The 19,691-nt window shown below is 59.9% G+C and carries 19 protein-coding genes; 15 read left to right on the top strand and 4 right to left on the bottom strand.

The window, feature by feature from the left end; genetic code table 11:
- Positions 1-2 precede the first annotated feature (2 nt).
- Both hpaE and ACOQFT_RS07915 read right to left on the bottom strand, forming a co-directional pair.
- A complete protein-coding gene (hpaE, locus tag ACOQFT_RS07910) occupies positions 3-1,514 on the bottom strand; it encodes a 5-carboxymethyl-2-hydroxymuconate semialdehyde dehydrogenase (protein WP_421597399.1) in 1,512 nt (503 codons plus the stop codon).
- A 3-nt stretch (positions 1,515-1,517) separates the two neighbouring features.
- The gene (locus tag ACOQFT_RS07915) at positions 1,518-1,916 is read right to left on the bottom strand and encodes a 5-carboxymethyl-2-hydroxymuconate isomerase (RefSeq protein ID WP_421597400.1); all 399 of its coding nucleotides are present in this window, start codon (positions 1,914-1,916) and stop codon (positions 1,518-1,520) included.
- Between the two features lie 105 nt (positions 1,917-2,021).
- Here ACOQFT_RS07915 and hpaR point away from each other — a divergent pair, with 105 nt between their 5' ends.
- Entirely contained in the window at positions 2,022-2,462 is a 441-nt protein-coding gene (gene hpaR, locus ACOQFT_RS07920; RefSeq protein WP_421597401.1) for a homoprotocatechuate degradation operon regulator HpaR, read from the top strand.
- Between the two features lie 57 nt (positions 2,463-2,519).
- Here hpaR and ACOQFT_RS07925 read toward each other — a convergent pair whose 3' ends face one another.
- Together ACOQFT_RS07925 and ACOQFT_RS07930 are read right to left on the bottom strand one after the other, a co-directional pair.
- On the bottom strand, positions 2,520-3,872 hold the full coding sequence (locus ACOQFT_RS07925) for an aminotransferase class III-fold pyridoxal phosphate-dependent enzyme (protein WP_421597402.1): 1,353 nt from the start codon (positions 3,870-3,872) through the stop codon (positions 2,520-2,522).
- 33 nt (positions 3,873-3,905) lie between these two features.
- On the bottom strand, positions 3,906-4,685 hold the full coding sequence (locus ACOQFT_RS07930; RefSeq protein ID WP_421597403.1) for an IclR family transcriptional regulator: 780 nt from the start codon (positions 4,683-4,685) through the stop codon (positions 3,906-3,908).
- A 108-nt stretch (positions 4,686-4,793) separates the two neighbouring features.
- Here ACOQFT_RS07930 and ACOQFT_RS07935 point away from each other — a divergent pair, with 108 nt between their 5' ends.
- The 14 genes from ACOQFT_RS07935 to ACOQFT_RS08000 all read left to right on the top strand — a co-directional run bounded on the left by ACOQFT_RS07935 (position 4,794) and on the right by ACOQFT_RS08000 (position 19,605).
- On the top strand, positions 4,794-5,723 hold the full coding sequence (locus ACOQFT_RS07935) for a tripartite tricarboxylate transporter substrate binding protein (protein ID WP_421597404.1): 930 nt from the start codon (positions 4,794-4,796) through the stop codon (positions 5,721-5,723).
- 63 nt (positions 5,724-5,786) lie between these two features.
- The gene (locus tag ACOQFT_RS07940) at positions 5,787-6,323 is read left to right on the top strand and encodes a tripartite tricarboxylate transporter TctB family protein (RefSeq protein WP_421597405.1); all 537 of its coding nucleotides are present in this window, start codon (positions 5,787-5,789) and stop codon (positions 6,321-6,323) included.
- 8 nt (positions 6,324-6,331) lie between these two features.
- Positions 6,332-7,864, top strand: a complete 1,533-nt coding sequence (locus ACOQFT_RS07945; RefSeq protein WP_421597406.1) for a tripartite tricarboxylate transporter permease — start codon at positions 6,332-6,334, stop codon at positions 7,862-7,864.
- A 7-nt stretch (positions 7,865-7,871) separates the two neighbouring features.
- Positions 7,872-9,356, top strand: coding sequence for an aldehyde dehydrogenase (locus tag ACOQFT_RS07950; protein WP_421597407.1), 1,485 nt, complete (start codon positions 7,872-7,874; stop codon positions 9,354-9,356).
- Positions 9,357-9,371: 15 nt separating this feature from the next.
- Positions 9,372-10,667: an aspartate aminotransferase family protein gene (locus tag ACOQFT_RS07955; protein WP_421597408.1), complete on the top strand. Its 1,296-nt coding sequence runs from the start codon at positions 9,372-9,374 to the stop codon at positions 10,665-10,667.
- A complete protein-coding gene (locus tag ACOQFT_RS07960; protein WP_421597409.1) occupies positions 10,664-11,623 on the top strand; it encodes a phosphotransferase enzyme family protein in 960 nt (319 codons plus the stop codon). The genes ACOQFT_RS07955 and ACOQFT_RS07960 overlap by 4 nt, the downstream gene beginning before the upstream one ends.
- Positions 11,620-12,855: a Tm-1-like ATP-binding domain-containing protein gene (locus ACOQFT_RS07965; protein ID WP_421597410.1), complete on the top strand. Its 1,236-nt coding sequence runs from the start codon at positions 11,620-11,622 to the stop codon at positions 12,853-12,855. The genes ACOQFT_RS07960 and ACOQFT_RS07965 overlap by 4 nt, the downstream gene beginning before the upstream one ends.
- Positions 12,856-13,266: 411 nt before the next feature.
- Positions 13,267-14,217, top strand: a complete 951-nt coding sequence (locus tag ACOQFT_RS07970) for an MBL fold metallo-hydrolase (RefSeq protein WP_421597411.1) — start codon at positions 13,267-13,269, stop codon at positions 14,215-14,217.
- Between the two features lie 68 nt (positions 14,218-14,285).
- Positions 14,286-15,908, top strand: a complete 1,623-nt coding sequence (locus ACOQFT_RS07975; protein WP_421597412.1) for an FAD-dependent oxidoreductase — start codon at positions 14,286-14,288, stop codon at positions 15,906-15,908.
- 5 nt (positions 15,909-15,913) lie between these two features.
- A complete protein-coding gene (locus ACOQFT_RS07980; RefSeq protein ID WP_421597413.1) occupies positions 15,914-16,102 on the top strand; it encodes a DUF2783 domain-containing protein in 189 nt (62 codons plus the stop codon).
- Between the two features lie 26 nt (positions 16,103-16,128).
- On the top strand, positions 16,129-17,157 hold the full coding sequence (locus tag ACOQFT_RS07985; protein ID WP_421597414.1) for a TRAP transporter substrate-binding protein: 1,029 nt from the start codon (positions 16,129-16,131) through the stop codon (positions 17,155-17,157).
- 3 nt (positions 17,158-17,160) lie between these two features.
- Entirely contained in the window at positions 17,161-17,709 is a 549-nt protein-coding gene (locus ACOQFT_RS07990; protein WP_421597415.1) for a TRAP transporter small permease, read from the top strand.
- Complete coding sequence (locus ACOQFT_RS07995; protein WP_421597416.1) at positions 17,706-19,022, top strand: TRAP transporter large permease; 1,317 nt, start codon at positions 17,706-17,708, stop codon at positions 19,020-19,022. The genes ACOQFT_RS07990 and ACOQFT_RS07995 overlap by 4 nt, the downstream gene beginning before the upstream one ends.
- 37 nt (positions 19,023-19,059) lie before the next feature.
- A complete protein-coding gene (locus ACOQFT_RS08000) occupies positions 19,060-19,605 on the top strand; it encodes a VOC family protein (RefSeq protein ID WP_421597417.1) in 546 nt (181 codons plus the stop codon).
- Positions 19,606-19,691: the final 86 nt, after the last annotated feature.

Below are 19,691 nucleotides of genomic sequence, written 5' to 3' on the forward strand. Positions count from 1 at the left end.
CGTTACAGCTTGCCCAATTGCATGATCTTGTGCTGGCCGGTGGCAAAGCCGATGTGCTTTTGCTCCATGTAGAACTCGAACGACCAGTCGCCGCCGTCGCGCCCGATGCCCGACGCTTTGACGCCACCAAAGGGCGTGGGTAAGTGACGGACGTTTTCCGAGTTCACCCAGATCATTCCGGCCTCAAGCTTGTCGGTAAAGCGCAATGCCCGCGTCAGGTCGTTGGTCCAGACATAGCCGGTCAGACCGTAGGGCGTATCATTGGCCACCTGCAGCGCCTCTTCCTCGGTCGAGAACGGGATCGAGGTCAGGACCGGGCCAAAGATTTCCTCGCGCGCAATGCGCATCTGGTTGGTGGCGTTGGTGAACAGGGTCGGGCGTATGAAATAGCCTTCGTCGCCCAGTTTCTCGCCCCCCGCCGCGACGGTTGCGCCATCTTCTTCGGCGATGTCGAAATAGCTGGTGACCTTGTTATAGTGCTCTTCTGTCACCAGCGGGCCGATTTCGGTTGCCGGGTCCAGCGGATGGCCGACCTTAATGTTGTTCACGCGCTCGATCAGCCTGGCCTCGAATTCATCCTTGATGCTGTCCTGCACCAACAGGCGCGAGGACGAGGTGCAGCGCTCACCGTTGATCGAGTAGATCATAAAGATCACCGCATCCAGCGCCCGATCCAGATCGGCGTCATCGAAGACGATGACAGGGTTCTTGCCGCCCAGTTCCAAATGCATCCGCTTCAGCGTATCTGCCCCCTGCTTGGTGATAATGCTGCCGGTGCGGCTTTCGCCGACAAAGGCGATGGCCTTGATCAGTGGATGCTCGGTCAGCGCCTTGCCCGCATCGGGGCCAAAGCCGTTCACGGTGTTCAGCACACCCTTGGGCAGCCCGGCCTCTTCTGCAATCTCGACCAGCAGGCGGGCTGACAGGGGCGAATCTTCGGCGGGCTTGTGAACCACGGTGCAGCCTGCTGCCAGAGCGGGCGCGATCTTCCAGGTCGACAGCATGAACGGCGTGTTCCACGGGGTGATCACGCCAACCGGCCCGATCGGCACGCGGGTGGTGACATTCATCAGGGTCGGTGATTTCAGATGCTGGCCGTCCCGCGCCTGCACCACCTGATCCGCGAAATAGCGGAAATTCTCAGCCCCTCGCAAAGCCGCCTTTGACATGAACCGCAGCGTCTGGCCCGTATCCCAACATTCACACAGCGCGATTTCCTCGGCGCGCGCTTCGATGGCGTCTGCCACGTTCAGCAGAATGCGGCGGCGCTCGGTGGCGGGCATCTCGCGCCATTCGGCAAAGGCCGCATGGGCTGCCTTGGCCGCAGTGTCGATGTCCTCGGCGGTGCCATGGGCAACATCGCAGATCACCGACTTGTCGACCGGTGAGGTGGATTGAAACACGCCGGCAGACCCGGCAACGTCTTCACCCGCGATGCGGTTCTTGATCCCTGTCTCTTTGAACCGCGCCAGAAAGCCTGCGAGTTTTCCGATGTTTGTGTCCAATGCGCTCATGATTCAGGTCTCCTGCGTGGTCGCGCCAAGGTGATTGCGGATCGTACCGGTCTTGGGCGAAAGCTTGGCGTCGATGTCGCGCATCTCAAGCGAGAGCGCGATGGAATGGTGCGAGAAGGCGGGGGCCAGAAACGCGCTGACGGCCTCAAATATGCGCTGCGTGGCGTCCTGTTTTATGTCGTCGGGCCGACCTGCGCGCAGGCGGATCGAGATGTCGATAAAGCCATGCGCCGGATTGCCGTCTGCAATGGCACAGTGATCAACCCGAACGGCACGGACACGAATACCCGGCATCGGAAAGGTGTCGATCTCGGCAGCCGTGGCCCGGATGCATTCACACAGGTCACCCATGTCGACCTTGTCCTCCAGGTTTCCGGAATACTCGACGTGAAAATGCGGCATGTGTCCTCCCTTATTGATTAACATGTTTACTATTTTGCGATCCCGCTGTCAAGAACTTGCCTTGTTAATCTTTGCAATTTCCAAATTGGCGTTCTAGAAGGCCGCATGACCACGCAAAGCCACACAAAAAGCACGTCCCGATCCCTTCCGATTGCGCTGTTGCGCGCGCGGGAAACCGTCATGGCGCCGATCCGGGATATGCTTCATGACATCCAGCTCACCGAACAGAAGTGGCGCATCCTGAGGGTTTTGGACGAGCTGGGCGAGATCGAACAAAGCGCAATCGCCCACGAGGCCTGCTTGCTGCTGCCCAGCCTCACCCGTATTCTTCGTACGATGGAGACCGAGGGCCAGATCACCCGTCGCCAGGACAACGAAGACAAGCGCCGCACCATGGTTCGCATCACCGATGCGGGCTGCGCGGTTCTGGAAAACAACCTTGCCACGTCGCTGGCGATTTCCAGCAATATCGAGGCCCAGATGGGCCGCGAGAAACTGGACCAATTGCTGGACCTCCTGGAAGAGCTGCAGGCCGTCAAAGTCTGAATCGGCCAAGAGCCTCCGACATGGCCCCGCCCGTCCCGGACAGGGCCATGTGAAAAATTACAGAGAGGCCAGACCGGTATCCAGCGCCGACAGAATCTTGGCCACGTCCTCGGAGGTGATGATCAGCGGCGGCGACAGGATGATGTTGTTGCCGGACACACGCACCATCACGCCGTCTTCGTAAGCCGCTTTCTGGACCTGCAGCGGCAGGTGTTTGGCAACCGGCGCCTTGGTCGCGCGGTCCGAGACCAGTTCCAGCGCGCACATCAGACCCTCGCCGCCGCGCACATCTCCGATGACATCGTATTTCTCGGCCAGCTTTTGCAATCCGGCAAACAGTTCCTCCCCGCGCGCGGCGGCGTTTTCCCAGACGCGCAGGCGCTTGATCTCGGACAGCGCGGCCAGGGCCGCCGCCGCACCAACCGGGTGGCCGGAATAGGTATAGCCCTGATCCACCGACGCCTTGCCCGTTTTGTCACTTTCGAACACTTCGGCGACGCCACCTGAGATCATCGCCGCGCCAAACGGGAAATAGCCGTTGGTGATGGCCTTGGCCGTGGTCATGATGTCGGGCTGCACGCCCCAATGCCGCGCGCCGCTTTCGCTGCCGGTACGACCAAAAGCGGTGATGATCTCATCCGAGATCAGAAGAATACCGTGTTTCGAGCACACTTCGCGCACCATCGGCATGAAGCTTTTGTGCGGTGGGATCACGCCACCTGCCCCAAGAACCGGCTCCATGATAAAGGCGGCTACAGTGTTCGCGCCCTGAAACGCGATCTCGGCCTCAAGCGCCTTGACGCAGAGCTGCGCCAGACGTTCCGGATCGGTCTCGTCGAACGGGTTGCGATAGGTCCACGGGGCGGGCACATGAAAACAGCCCGGCATCATCGGCTCGTAAGCCGCGCGGAACTTCTGATTGCCGTTAACCGAAGCCGCCGCAAAATGAGTGCCGTGATAGCCCTGTTTCAGGCTGATGAACTTGGTGCGCCCGGCCTCACCACGGACCTTATGGTATTGCCGCGCCAGCTTCAGCGCGATCTCGACCGAATCTGACCCGCCCGAGGTAAAGAAAGCACGTGTCAGGCCGTCAGGCTCAAAGAACTGCGCCAGCTCATAAGACAGCTCGATCACCTTGTCGTTGCTGGTGCCACGGAAGGTCGAATAATAGGGCAGCGCGTTCAGCTGATCGGCAATGGCCTGCTTTACCGGCTCGCAGGAATAGCCCAGATTGACGTTCCAAAGCCCCCCGACCGCATCCAGCGCCTTGTGACCATCGACATCGATAATACTGACACCCTCACCGCCGTTCAGAATGGTCGGCGGATTTTTCTGACTGTCAGCGGGGTGCGCCATCGGGTGCCAGAAGTAGCGAGCGTTGTTTTCTTTCAGAAAGTTCGAATCTTTCATGTCTCGGGTCTCCGGGTTTTTTGGTCCACCCGCTCAAAGGTGGAATTCGGTTGGAAATGTATCGGGCAGCTGACCGCCAAAACTTGCGGTCAGGTCAGTCGAAAGGGCATGCAGGGCGGTCAGGATTTCGGGCAGCCGTTCGTCGTTGGCACGGCCTTCGGGAACGGCAATTGCAATGGTTCCCAACGCCACCTGATCAATGCCGAATATGGGGGCCGCATAGCCATAGACGCCATTTTCGTAGCTTCCATTGCTGTTGGCCCAACCGGCTTGGCCAATTGCCGTGACGCGCGCTTTGATCTTGGCCGGGTCAGTAAGCGTGGTGTCCGTGTATCGCACTTGTTCTTCCTGCCCGAGACGCTCCAGCAAGAAGGATGGCCCAAAGCTAAGCATACAAAGACCTGATGCGGTCGCATTGATCGGAAGGATCTCGCTGGGGTCGAGGCTGACACGCACGCTGTGGCGGTTCGTTTCGACCACCAGCGCGGTTTGAAGCGAATCCTTTTCAAGCAGCGAAAGATGCAGGCTTTCGCCGACATCCTGCATGGCAGTCTGCATTCTCTGACGGGCACTCTCGATCCCGGGACGGGCGATCTGGCGCAACGCCGCCAGACGCAGCGCGGCGGGCCCAACCGCGTAGGACTTGGTCATGGGGTTCTGTTCGATCAGCCCGTATTCCTCAAGCGCCCGAAGGTGGCGCAGCGCGGTGGCTTTGTTCAATCCGGACAACCGCGCAAACTGACTCAGCCCAATCTCCGGCCGAGCGTTTGAAAAGTAGTTAAGCATTTTCAAGGCGTTCAGGGCGGTACCCATATGATTCACATCCTTCCGTTAAGGTAATACTTGACAGAACAAGCTTAACAAAGCAACATTATTCTTGTTAACGCGGATCAAATAATGAACCACTAACGGGAGGTGTCAATGAAGAAAGTTCTAACAGCCGCAGCGTTTGTTGCTTCTGCAACAGCCGCACTGGCCGAGTATCCAGAGAAGCCAGTCTCTTTTGTCGTTCCGTGGCCCCCGGGTGATCTGGAAGACGTTCTGACGCGGATTATCGCCGACGAATTCCAGGCGATGTACGGCGTTCCAGCTGCGGTCGTGAACAAGCCCGGTGGCGGCGGCGGTCCGTTCCCCGGCGCTGTCGAAGTGGCCACCGCTCCGGCGGATGGCTATACCATCGGGTCCTTCGTGACGGATGTTCCCATCGGCGGTCCCCAGATCGGCATTCCCGAACTGTCCCCCAACCCGTTCGAGCCGATCGGCATTTTCATGACCTATCCGTTCGTGATCGCATCCGGCAAAGACGCGGCATTCACCAACTGGGAAGAACTGGTCGCCTATGGCAAGGAAAACGACGTGGCGCTGGGTCACTTCGGGTCGTTCCTGCCGCCCACCCAGGTGACATTTGCCGCCGCAATCAGCTCGGGCTTCGACTTTGCAAGCGAGGCTGCATTTGATGCGCTGGACTGCAATACACTGGCCTCTGGTGATGTAGACGTGATCAACACCACGCTGCAGCTGATCCTGCCCTGCCTGGACGACGTCAACGTTCTGGCCAGCATTGGCAACGAGCGCATTAGCCTGACACCAGACACGCCAACCGTCAGCGAACTGCACCCCGATCTGAACGTGGCGCTTTGGAACGGTCTGTTCGTCCACAAGGACACCCCGGCAGAAGTACGCGAGAAAATCGCGGCCGCTGCGCAAAAGGCGCTGCAGACCGAGAAGGCTCAGAACCTGATCGGTGAAACTGGCGTTCTGATCTATTGGCTGGATGCCGATGCATCAAACGCCCAGATCGCAAGCGACAGCGAAACGATCGGTGCCATCCAGGCCCTCGTGGGTGAATAAACAAGCCGCAGGGGTCGCGCGGGCGTTTCCCGCGCGGCTTTTTCATCGGTCAGGGAGGGGACTATGATAGCCAAGACATTGCAGGACATGTTCAAACGATATCGTCGGCCCGGCGATGTTGTTTTTGCTTTGGTCTTCCTGGTTTTTGCCGTTTTTCTCCTGACCCAACTGGGTGAGCAGACCCAGGTCGTCAAACGGACCAAGTGGTTTGCGCAGCCCGGCTTCTGGCCGATGGTCTCGCTTTGGGCCATGGCCGTCTTTGCCTTTCTGCACTGGCTCAGCTCGGCCATGTCAGACCGTATTCCGGGGCGCTGGCCCGAGGTGGCGTTTTGGTTACGGTCCTTTGAATACGTCGCCTATTTTCTGGTCTATGTCGCGATTGTCCCCCTTTTAGGATACCTGCCATCCACCGTTCTGTTCGCGGTTTTTCTTGCAATCCGCACCGGGTTCCGGAGTGCCGGGGCCATTGGCCTTGCGGCAGCGTTCGGCGTGGCGGTGACGGTCATTTTCCGCGCCTTTCTGCAGGTCAAAATCCCCGCAGGTGCCGTCTATGAATACCTGCCGGAAACCGTACGCGCCTTTGCGCTGACTTATCTCTGAGGTTCGCTATGGAAACGTTTCTGTCCGGACTTTCCATTCTGACGCAATGGCAGGTGATCGTCGCCCTTCTGATCGGCTCGATCGGTGGGGTCATCATCGGTGCACTGCCCGGTGTCGGCGCGGCGGTGGCGATTGCCATCCTGTTGCCCGCTACATTTGCGTTTGAGCCCATTGTCGGCCTGACGCTGCTGCTGGGCATCTATGGCTCGTCCATGTACGGCGGCGCGATCCCCGCCATTCTGATCAACACGCCGGGAACGGCGGTAAACGCGTTGACCACCTATGACGGCTATCCGATGACCAAACGCGGACAGGGGCATCGTGCGTTGTCACTGGCTTATTCCGCGTCGTTCTTTGGTGGTGTCTTTGCCATCATCTGCCTGATGATCCTGTCTCCGGTTCTGGCGCTGATCGCACCACATTTCGGCAGCCGGGAGATTTTCCTGGCCGCCCTGCTGGGGATCATTCTGGTGATCCTCGCCCATCGCGGGCAGATTTTCGCCGCCGGTATGCTGGCAGCCTTCGGCATATTCCTGAATACGGTCGGGCTTGAGCCGGTCAAATACACCCGCCGCTTTACCTTTGACCAAAGCTGGCTGGCATCTGGCGTCGATCTGATCGTGGTCGTGCTGGGCCTGTTTGCAATCAGTCAGGCGCTGCTGTTGTTGCTGGAAAGGAACCACGCACCGGGCGAGGCGCATGTCAGCGGCAACATCTTTGCCGGTCTCAAGGAACTGCTGGGCATCAAACGCGTGGCTACCGTGTCCTCAAGCATCGGCGTGTTCATGGGCATGGTGCCTGGCACGGGTGAATTCACCTCGCAATTCCTGTCCTACACCTATGCGCAAAAGACGTCGAAAGACCCCGACAAATTCGGGGATGGCTCGCCCGAGGGGCTGGTGGCGTCCGAGGCCGCCAACAACGCCGTACCCGGCGCGGCCATGATCCCGCTGCTGGCGCTGGGTATCCCGGGCGAGGCGCTCACCGCGATGATGCTGTCGGTGTTCTACGTGCACAACGTCATCCCTGGCCCGCAGCTGTTCGAAAACCAGATGGACTTTGTTATGGCGCTGTATATGGCGCTGATCCTGCTGAACGTCATCGTTCTGGTGTTCCTGCTGTTCTCGACCAACCTGCTGCTGAAGATCATCCAGATACCGACCCGGTTCCTGGGCATCATGATCCTGATTCTGGCCTTTGTCGGCGTCTACAGCCTGCGAAACTCGATCACCGACTGCGCCATTGCCGCCGGGTTTGGTGTGTTCGGCCTGATCCTCAAACGGCTGGACCTGCCGATTGTGCCGATCATCCTCGGCATGGTTCTGGGCGGCATCATGGAGGTCAAGCTGCGCAGCGCCATGGCACGGGTCAAATCCCCGCTCGATTTCGTCGACCGCCCGATCGCGGCGATCCTGACGGCGCTGATCGTGCTGATCCTGCTGCTTCATTTCCGCACGCTGTACTACGAGTTCCGCAACAAGCTGAAACCCGAGCCGACCGCGCAACCGGTCGATTCCGATCACCCCAATCAGCAAGGGTAACCCTGCCATGAACCAGTCCGATATTGACACCCTCCGATCTCAGGTTCTGTCACCCCGATCTCACTTCATCGGGGGACGCTGGGTTGCTGCCTCGGAAGGTGGTCAAAGGGACGTGTTGTCACCGATTGATGGCGCGGTTCTGACCCAGATTGCCGAAGGCACACCGGCGGATATGGAGGCCGCGATTGCCGCAGCACGAGCAGCGTTCGAAGATGGCCGCTGGTCGCGCCGCGCCCCGGCTGAGCGTAAGAAAGTGCTGCTGAAACTGGCCGACCTGATCGAAAAACACGCCCTCGAACTGGCGGTTCTAGGTGTACGTGACAATGGCACCGAGATCACCATGGCCATGAAGGCCGAGCCGATGTCGGCGGCCGGTACCTTCCGCTATTACGCTGAAGCGATCGACAAGGTCTATGGACAGATCGCCCCCACGGCGGACAGCGTGCTGGGTCTGATCCATCACGCGCCGGTCGGCGTTGTCGGGGCAATTGTACCGTGGAACATGCCGCTGATGATCGGCAGCTGGAAGCTGGCTCCGGCGCTGGCCACCGGCAACTCGGTGGTGCTGAAACCGGCGGAAAGCGCCTCCTTGTCGCTGTTGAAACTGGCCGAACTGGCCGCTGAGGCCGGAGTGCCCGATGGGGTGCTGAACGTCGTCACCGGTTCGGGCCGGGTGGTAGGCGAAAAGCTGGCGCTGTCGATGGACGTGGACATCATGGTGTTCACCGGCTCGGGCGCGACAGGTCGGCGGCTGCTGGAGTATTCGGCACGGTCGAACATGAAACGCTGCTATCTGGAACTGGGCGGCAAATCCCCCAACATCGTCTTCAACGACGCCCCGGATCTGAGCGAGGCCGCCAAAGTGTCGGCGGGCGGTATTTTCCGCAACGCCGGCCAGATCTGCATCGCCGGATCGCGCCTGCTTGTGCAGGAGGACATCCACGACGAGTTTGTTGCCGAACTTGTCAAACATGCCGAGGCGATGCGCGTAGGCAACCCGCTGGACCTGGACACGCAAATCGGCGCGGTTCATTCGATCTCCGAACTGGAGTCCAACCTGGACTTCGTCGCCAAGGCCGAGGCCGAAGGCGCCGAGCGCCGCACTGGCGATGGGCGCATCCTTGAAGAAACCGGTGGCTATTACATGGCGCCGACCGTGATGACCGGAGTGAAACCCACCGACAACCTGTTCCAGAACGAGGTGTTCGGCCCGGTTCTGTCGGTGACGCCCTTCAAGGACGAGGAGGAAGCGATCCGGCTGGCCAACTCGACGGTCTACGGCCTGTCTTCGGGCGTGTGGACATCGAACCTGAGCCGCGCGCACCGCATGATCGCGGGCATCCGCGCAGGCGTCGTGCACGTGAACACCTATGGCGGGTCTGACCTGACCGTGCCGCTGGGTGGGGTGCGCCAGTCGGGCAACGGGCATGACAAGTCCCTGCATGCGTTCGAAAAATATCTCGACCTGAAAACCGCCTGGATAAAACTCTGACCAAGGGCCGACCGCATGACGCTTTCCCCGAAATCCGCCGCGCTTGTCGACCGCCGGGCACGGCTGCTGGGCCCAAATATCCCGACCTTTTATGACGAGCCGCTTCATATCGTGAAGGGCGACGGTGTCTGGCTATGGGATGCGGACGGGCGCAAATATCTGGATTGCTACAACAACGTCCCGCATGTCGGCCACTGCAACCCGCGCGTGGTCGAGGCGATCTGCCGTCAGGCATCGACGCTGAACACCCATACGCGCTATCTGCATGACGGCATTCTGGACTATGTCGAAAAACTGACCGGCACGATGGATGCTTCGCTGGACTCCGCCATCCTGACCTGCACCGGGTCCGAGGCAAACGACATCGCCCTGCGCATGGCCGAAGGCATGACCGGCAAGCGCGGCATCATTGCCACGGATGCGACCTATCACGGCAACACCTCTCTGGTCAGCCAGTTGAGCAAGTCGAACGTGCCGACGGTTGGCTTTGGTCTGGATCAGTATTTCCGGTTTGTCGAGGCATCCGACAGCTATCGCAATCCGGACCCCGAAGGCCGCAAGTTCGCCGATTCCGTGGCCGAACAGATTGCCGAACATGAAAAGTCCGGCATCGGCTTTGCCGCTTTGGTCCTTTGCCCCTATTTCCTGAACGAAGGTTTCCCAGACCATCCCGAGGGTTGGCTGAAACCCGCGGCCGAAGTGGTGCGCAAGGCCGGTGGCCTGCTGATCTGTGATGAGGTGCAATCCGGCTTTGGCCGCACTGGCACCCATATGTGGGCGCATCAGAAAATGGGCGTCGTGCCGGACATCATGACCATGGGCAAACCGATGGCCAATGGCCATCCGGTGGGCGGCGTGGTGACGCGCAGCGAAATCCTGACCGCGTTCCGCAAGGGCTATCGGTACTTCAACACGTTTGGCGGCAACCCCGTGTCCTGCGCCGCAGCGATGGCGGTGCTGGAAGAGATCGAGGAAAAGAACCTTGTCGCCAATGCCAAGGCGGTGGGCGATCACGCCCGCGCGCGCATGACGGCCTTGCAGCAGAAATACGATGTCATCGGCGACGTGCGCGGCTCGGGCCTGATATTCGGGGCCGAAATGGTGCTGGATCGTCAAAGCAGGGAACCGGCCAGCGAGTTCACCGATCGGGTAATCAACGCGATGCGGCACCGGGGGATCATCCATTCGAAACTCGGCCGCCACAAGAACACGCTCAAAATCCGGCCGCCGATGCCGTTCTCGAAAGAAAATGCCGATCTGCTGTTTGACACGCTGGACGAGGTTTTGGCCGAAACCCCGCTGACCCTATGACTCCGATTGTCGAAAAGGCTTTGACCCTTTGGGGTATGGACGGTGCCGAGTGGTCGCTGGTCGCGGCGCGGGAAAACCATGTCTACCGCGTGCAGATCGGTGAGAATAGCTTTGCCCTGCGCCTGCACCGTCGGGGCTTGCATTCGGATGCCGCCTTGCGGTCCGAGCTTCGGTGGATTGCCGAACTTGGCGCGAAGGGTGTCGGTGTGCCCACGCCCGTACCGGCTACGGATGACCGCTATCTGCATCTGTTGGGCGGCGTTCAGGTCGATATGCTGGACTGGCTGCCCGGTCGCCCTCTGGGCTCGACGGGTGGGGGAATTGATCACGAAGACCGCGCCGGGGTTTTTCGGGCCCTCGGGCGTGAGATGGCAAAGCTGCACAAGATCAGCGATGCCTGGACCCGACCCGATGGGTTTTCGCGCTGGTCCTGGGACCGTGCCGGGCTGCTGGGCGATACTCCTCTGTGGGATCGGTTTTGGGAGAACCCCTCGTTAACCGCAGACGATCGCGCCCTTTTCACCGCGTTCCGCGAGGCGGCAAACAGTCACTTGCAACGGATCGAAGGCTATCTGGATTACGGCCTGATCCACGCCGATCTGGTGCGTGAAAACGTGATGGTCCAGGACGACAAGCTCTGGCTGATCGACTTCGACGATGCCGGCTTCGGATTCCGCCTGTTCGACATCGCCACGGCGCTGCTGAAAAACCTGAACGAGCCAGACTATGACGCTCTGCAAAAGGCTTTGCTTGAAGGATACCGATCGGAACGGGCGATCGACGTCGAACATCTCGATTTGTTCATGGCCCTGCGCGCGGCGACTTATGTGGGCTGGATATCGTCCCGGATGGGTGAAGACGGATCAGAGACACGCAATATGCGGTTCATTGAAACCGCCCGGGGCCTGCTGACGCGCTACCTCGGATTACACGCATGGACGGGAGGAAACCAATGACCAACAAAACGATCCTGCTGATCGGGACATACGATACCAAAGAGCCCGAGATGCGGTTCATCGAAGACACCGTACGGGCGCAGGGTGGGGATGTACTGACGATGGACGTGTCCGTTCTGGGCGATCCGGCGAAACCGACCGATATCTCGAAACACGATGTCGCCGCCGCCGAAGGCATGACCATCGACGAGGTGATCGCGCTGGGGGACGAGAACAAGGCGTTCCGCGTCATGTCTGCCGGTGCCGCCAAAGTGGTAGCACAAGCCTATGCCGATGGACGGTTCGACGGAATGCTGGCCACCGGCGGCACCATGGGCACCGATCTTGCGCTGGATTGCGCACAGGCGCTGCCGATGGGGGTGCCGAAATATATCGTTTCAACCGTCAGTTTCTCGCCGCTGATCCCGCCGCATCGGCTGGCCCCGGACATTCAGATGATCCTGTGGGCCGGGGGGTTATACGGTATGAACTCGATCTGCCGATCCTCGCTGGCCCAGGCCGCAGGGGCCGTGGTCGGCGCGGCCAAAGCCGCCATCGCGCCGGATCGCAGCAAACCTCTGATCGGCATGACCAGCCTTGGGTCGTCCTGCCTGCGCTACATGAAAACCCTGAAACCAGCATTGGAAGAACGCGGCTTTGAGGTCGCGGTGTTTCACTCGACCGGCATGGGCGGCATGGCCTTCGAGAAACTGGCCGCCGAGGGTGCGTTTGCCTGCGTGATGGATTTCTGCATGCAGGAATTCGGCAACTTGTTGGCAGGCTCTGTGGTCTCAAGCGGAGAGGATCGCGTCACCAATGCCGGGCGCATTGGCACGCCACAGATGGTGGCCCCGGGCGCACTCGACCTGCTGGACTTTGCGGGCTGGCAGGAGATCCCGGACCAATATGCGGATCGCCCCTTTCACGAGCATAACCGCCTGATCAAAAGTTCGGTCTTCAATGGCGAGGAACGCCGGGCCTGGATGCGGGAACTGGCAAACCGGCTGGACGCTGCAGCCGGGCCGGTTCATTTCTTCCTGCCCGTGCAGGGCGTCGAGGCATGGGACAAGGAAGGCGAAGAGGCCCATGACCCCAAAGCGCTTGCCGACATGGTTGACGAGGCCCGCAAGGTCATGCCGGGCCGGGTGCCAATGACCGAGCTGAATGTGCACATCAACGACGCAGCATTTTGCGACGCCGTTTTGGCCCGATTTGATGAATGGGTCGAAACTGGAATTGTCAGCCGAGGGTGACAGGCTTTTTACCTCCGCAAGACTGGTCGCGAGGTTTAACCGGCGATTGCAGCTTTGACAGTCGTCCGGTTGAATCACGGGGTTGTGCACCTCGTGCGACCGGCCGCTTTAGGTATTGCCCGCAATGTGGTGGTGGTGCTCGCCTGGCGAGTAGAATGCCGCACGGCCCTCACTCACCATCGGATCCTGCCTGAGATCTTGGGCCGTATGTGGCACCTTCCCCGGATTTGCGCCCGAAGAGCTTTTCCAATCTGTTGAAAAGATATGGTCGACAGGCTTCTTTTCGGGGCAATCTGATTTTTCGTTGACTTTCGTTTCAAATGAAACAAGATTGTTGCAAATGTAACGATATAGCCGATTCCGTTAAAAACGAACCAAAATCCGGCTGCATCGCGTCTTTGGAGGATACACATGGCCAAGGCATTCGCGTCCCAGGGGGACATGTCGGAAAAGAAAATTTCGTTCACCGAGGTCGGCGATGGCCTGTATGCCTTCACCGCCGAAGGCGATCCCAACTCGGGCGTGATCATCGGCGATGACAGTGTGATGATCGTCGAGGCCCAGGCCACACCGCGTCTGGCCAACAAGGTGATCGAATGCGTCCGCTCTGTCACCGACAAACCGATCACCCATGTGGCTCTGACCCACTACCACGCGGTCCGCGTGCTGGGCGCCAGTGCCTTCGGCGCACAACAGATCCTCATGTCCGACACGGCGCGTGCAATGGTCGTGGAACGCGGCAAAGAGGATTGGGACAGCGAATTTCAGCGCTTCCCCCGCCTGTTCGAAGGGCATGAGAGCATTCCCGGTCTGACCTGGCCCACCACAACCTTCAGCGACACGATGACCGTTTACCTGGGCAACCGCCGGATCGATCTGATGCACCTGGGCCGCGCCCATACCGCGGGTGATATCGTCATCCACGTACCCGATCAGAACGTGATGTTCACCGGCGACATCGTGGAATACCACTCGGCCTGCTATTGCGGTGACGGGCATTTCAGCGATTGGGGCGATACGCTGGATGAAATCAAGTGGTTCGACGTCGATGCCATCGCGCCGGGTCGCGGGGATGCGCTGATCGGTAAGGACATGGTCAACGCCGCCATCGAAAACACCCGTGACTTCGTCGAAAGCACCTACCGCCCCGCCGCAAAGGTGGCAGCGCGCGGAGGGTCGCTGAAAGAGGCCTGGGATGCTGTTCGGGCCGAATGCGATCCGAAATTCGCCGATTACGCGATCTACGAACACTGCCTGCCTTTCAACGTCGCCCGCGCCTATGACGAGGCTCGCGGTATCGATACCCCCCGCATCTGGACCGCGCAGCGTGATCTGGAGATGTGGGAGGCCCTGCAAGGCTAAGGCAAACCGCCCGGCCGATTGGCCGGGTTTCCTGAAAACGAAACGCGCGCAGCCAGAGGACAAAACCGATGTTCGATGACAGATACACGCTCGCCTACAAGCGTTATCCCTACAAAAAATCGACCGACCAGGACGCCGCGGCCCCAGTCCGCCACCCCGTCGTTGTTATGGGCGGAGGGCCGATTGGCGTGGCAACCGCGCTTGATCTTGGGCGTCAGGGCGTTCCCACACTGGTGCTCGACGACCACGAAGGCGTCGGCATGGGGTCCCGCGCGATCTGTTTCGCAAAACGCTGCCTTGAGGTCGCAGGCCGCTATGGCTGCGGCAAACCGATGGTCGACAAAGGCGTTGTCTGGAACCTTGGCAAGGTCTTCCACAAAGAGGATCAGGTTTTCGAATTCAACCTGCTGCCCGAAGAAGGCCATGAATACCCCGCCTTCATCAACATGCAGCAGCCCTATTACGAAAGCTACCAGCTTGACCGGTTTGAAGAGCTGCAGGCGCAGGGCGCACCGATCGAAATCCGCGGCAAGAACCGCGTGGATGCGGTCGAAGTGCATGACGATCACGTCACCCTGTCGATCATGACCCCGGACGGCCCCTACACGCTTGAGGCGGACTGGCTGATCGGGTGCGACGGTGCCTCATCGCCGCTGCGCACGATGCTGGACCTGGATTTCACCGGCAAAGTGTTTCAGGACAGCTTCCTGATTGCCGACATCAAGATGAAGAACGACAGCTTCCCGACCGAGCGCTGGTTCTGGTTCGAACCAACCCACGGGTCGGGCGCGTCCACCCTGCTGCACAAGCAGCCCGACGACGTCTGGCGCGTGGATTTCCAGATCGGCTGGGATGTCGACCGCAAAGAAGAGATGAAAGAGGAAAACATCCGCCGCCGCCTCGATGCGTTCCTGGGTGAAGGTGTCGAATATGATATGGTCTGGTCCTCGATCTATACCTTCCAGTGCAAGCGCATGGACAGCTTCCGCCACGGTCGCGTGTTCTTTGCCGGCGACGCGGCGCATCAAGTGTCGCCCTTTGGCGCGCGCGGTGCAAACTCGGGCATGCAGGATGTCGACAACCTCGGCTGGAAACTGGGCATGGTCATGCGCGGTGAAGCCCCCGAAAGCTTGCTGGATACATATGACATCGAGCGCATCCACGGCGCAGATGAGAACATTCTGAACTCAACCCGCTCGACCGATTTCATCACCCCGAAATCCGATACCAGCCGCATTCTGCGCGACGCCGTGCTGTCGCTGTCCGATAAGTACGAATTTGCGCGCCCGATGGTGAATTCGGGCCGCCTGTCGGTGCCCTGCACCTATGACGGCTCGCCGCTCAACTCGGCAGATGCTCTGGACGGCCCTGCGCGGTCACGCCCTGGATCGGTGTGCCCGGACGCACCGCTGGGGGACGATTTCCTGTTGTCCAAACTGGGTGACACATTCATCCTTTTGACCATCGACGCCGATGCCCCCGACATGATCGAGGAAGACGGTGTGCAGGTCACCCGCCTGGCCCTTTCGGTCAAGGATGACAAAACCGGCGCCCTGAAAAAGCGGTATCTCGGTGATGCCGACAGCGCGGTCTACCTGATCCGCCCGGATCAGCATGTGGCCGCCCGCCGCCCTGGCTTTGACGAAAATGCAATCCGCGCCGCGATCCGACGCGCGGTCGGCAAGGAGTAAGCCCCATGACTGACCTGATCCTGACCCCAAACATTGATGGCGTCGATGACTTCTATGCCGAGCTTCTGACCGCCCATGACGGTCTGGAAAAAGACCAGAGCGACGCACTAAGCGCCCGCCTGATCCTGATCCTGGCCAATCACATCGGCGAGCGCTCGGTTCTGAGCGCTGCAATCAAAGCCGCCGAAACCTAACACTTCATAGGGAGGAGACTATGAAAATGACCCTGAAAACCCGTGCTCTCGCCTGCGTTGGCGCAACAACCATCGCCCTGTCGCTTGCGACAAGCGCAATGGCCGAAACCACCCTGGCCCTGTCCAGCTGGCTGCCGCCGCGCCATCCGATCGTATCGGGCGCGATCAAACCCTGGGCCAAACAGGTTGAAGAGGTCACGGAAGGGCGCGTAACCGTCCGTGTTCTGGCCAAACCGCTGGGCCCGCCGCCCGCGCATTACGATATGGCCGCAGACGGTATTGCCGACATCACCTATGGCCTGCATTCCTTTACCACGGATGACCGCTTCACACGCTCGCGCATCGGCCAGTTTTCGTTCATCGGTGATGACGCAGTTGCGGGTTCCAAGGCGTTCTGGAACGTTTACGCCGGTCCGCTGGAAGCACAGAAAGAGCATGAAGGCACCAAGCTTCTGGGCCTGTTCGTGCACGGCCCCGGTATGCTGCACAACAACGTCCGCAAGATCGAAACAACCGATGATTTTGCCGGCCTGAAAATCCGTGTTCCCGGCGGCTATATCTCTGATCTGATGTCGGGCATGGGCTCCACGACGCTCTTCATGTCCTCGGGCGAGGTCTACGAAAAGCTGTCGCGTGGCGTGATTGACGGGGTGACCTTCCCCTATGACGCTCTTGCCGCCTTCAAGCTGACCGAAGACGTCAAATACACCATGACAGTGCCCGGTGGCCTTTATAACACCACCTGGTTCATGGTCATGAACGAGGACAAGTGGAACGGAATCTCGGCAGAGGATCAGGCCGCGATCGAAGCGATCTCGGGCGAGGCTTTTGCCGCGCTGGTGGGCGAAGCCTGGGTCGGTGCCGATGAAAAAGGCAGCGCCGCCGCTGAAAAGGCGGGGATCGAAGTCTATGACGCCCCGGCCGCCGTGGTTGATGCGATCAAATCTCAGGCCGCAGATGCCGAAACAGCGTGGTCCGAGGCGATCTCGGCTGATGGTTATGACGGCACTGCAGCCCTGCAAGAGCTGCGCAAGCAAGCTGGCGTGGACTTCTGATCCATGGAGCGGCTTCGCCATCGTTTCCCAGACCAGCCCCCGGAAGAGGGGCTGGATATCGGGCTACTGCTCGACCGGTCGCTTGGCGCGGGCGCCGCTATGATCCTGTTTTGCCTCATTCTCATCACCTGTGTGGATGTGATCGGGCGTTACTTTCTGAATGCGCCGCTGGCTGGCGCATTCGAGCTTACTGAAATTCTGCTTGCCGCTCTGGTTTTTCTGGCCTTGCCCCTCACGACAGAGCGACGCGAACATATCGAGGTCGACTTGCTGAACATGGTTCTCGGCAAGCATACTCAACGTCTGCTTTCGGCCTTTGCCGGACTGTTTTCCGCAGCCCTTCTGGCCACCTTCGCCTGGCGGCTGTTTACCCATGCGGCCAAGTCCGCCCATGACGGCGCGGTCAGCAACGCGCTTGAAATCCCGTTGGCCCCCTTCGGCTATCTGGCTGGTGCGTCCTGTATGGTCTCGGCCTTCATCGCCTTTCTGCGCGGCCTGCAACCGCCGAAAGAGCGTGACACCAATCAAACCCCTCCGGAGGCTCTGCCATGATTGAATCGCTGATCGGCTTTGCCGTCCTGCTGGGGCTGATCCTGTTGCGGGTGCCGATTGCCTTTGCCATGGCAGCGGTTGGCGGGTTCGGCTTTGCCTATTTGCGCGGCTGGGAACCGGCCTGGGCGATGACGGGCCAGGTGGCGTTCGACACTGCGCTGTCCTACAGCCTGTCGGTCATTCCCCTGTTTATCTTCATGGGCAACGTGCTGGCCGGGTCCGGCGTGGCTCATGGCCTGTTTGCCGGCGCTGACCGGCTGTTCGGCAAGCTGCGCGGCGGCCTTGCCATGGCGTCGGTCTTTTCCTGCGGTGGCTTCTCTGCCGTGTGCGGGTCTTCGCTGGCGACGGCTGCGACCATGTCCAAGGTGGCGATGCCGTCGATGCGCAAGTTCGGTTATGATGACAGACTGGCCACCGGCTCGATTGCAGCCGGTGGTACGCTGGGTATCCTGATCCCGCCCTCGGTGATCCTGATCATCTATGGTCTGCTGACCGAAACCAACATCGCCAAGCTGTTCATCGCTGGGATCATCCCGGGCATCATCGGCGTGGTGCTGTATCTTGGCGCTGTCATGGTCGCGGTTCGCGTGAACCCCGCGCTGGCGCCCGAGGAAGAGAACACCGAACCGATGAGCCGCACCGATCTGGTTGGCGTCTTTTGCGTGCTGGGCCTGTTCCTGTTCATCATGACCGGGATTTATGGCGGGTTCTTCACGCCAACCGAAGCAGCAGGCATGGGCGCTGGCGCATCGGTGCTGATCGCTGTGGCCTTGCGGTCGATGACCTGGAGCGGGTTCTTCGCCGCCACGATGGATTCCATCCGCGCCACGGCGATGATCTTTGCCGTCATCATCGGGGCCGAGCTGTTCACCAATTTCATCAACTTTGCCGGTTTGCCTGACGCGCTGTCCAGCTTTGTGATCGACAACGAAATGCCGGTCTGGGCCGTGATCGTGTTCATCATTCTGGTCTACATGGTGCTTGGTTGCGTGCTGGAAAGCCTGTCGATGATCCTGCTGACAGTCCCGGTCTTCTACCCGTTGATGTTCGAGCTGGAGTTTGCCAACGAACTGCTGCTCGATCCCGAAAACGCGCTGATCTGGTTCGCCATCGTGGTTGTTGTCGCGACCGAGATCAGCCTGATCACACCGCCGGTCGGCATGAATGTCTTTGTGCTCAAAGGCGTACTTCAGGATGTGTCGCTGGCGACCATCTTCAAGGGCGTCCTGCCCTTCTGGATCGCCGACATCCTGCGGCTGGCCCTGCTTATCCTTATCCCCTCACTGTCGCTCTGGCTTGTGGGACTGATGTGAACCGCGCTGACCCAACCCCTTCGGAAAGGAGGACACGATGAAAATCGAGAAAATTCACCACGTCGCCTATCGCTGTAAAGACGCCAAGGAGACCGTCGAGTGGTACGGCAAAATGCTGAACATGGATTTCATTCTGGCCATTGCCGAGGACCACGTGCCCTCGACTCATGAACCGGACCCCTACATGCATCTGTTCCTGGATGCCGGTAACGGCAATGTTCTGGCATTTTTCGAACTGCCCACCAAGCCCGAGATGGGCCGCGATCCGAATACGCCGATCTGGGTGCAGCACATCGCCTTCAAGGTCAAAGATCGCGCAACCCTGATCGAGTTCAAAGAGCATCTTGAGGCCAACGGCGTCGAGGTTCTTGGGGTTACCGACCATTCGATCTTCCACTCGATCTATTTCTTCGATCCCTCCGGTCACCGGATCGAACTGGCCTGCCCCGATCCAGAGGAAGAGGCGATGCTGGCGCGGATGGACGAAGTGAAATGGCTGATGCTCGAAGATTGGTCGAAAACCAAGAAAGCGCCGAAACACGCCGACTGGCTTCACGCCAAAGAACTTAACAAAACCACCTGATGCACTGCCCCGCGCCGGGTGTCCGATCCGGCGCGGGACATGATTGCCGACGGATATTGGCAGTACATAAGGAACGACTGGGTGAG

The sequence above is a fragment of the Ruegeria sp. MALMAid1280 genome (genome assembly GCF_049195285.1).
GTDB lineage: Bacteria > Pseudomonadota > Alphaproteobacteria > Rhodobacterales > Rhodobacteraceae > Ruegeria.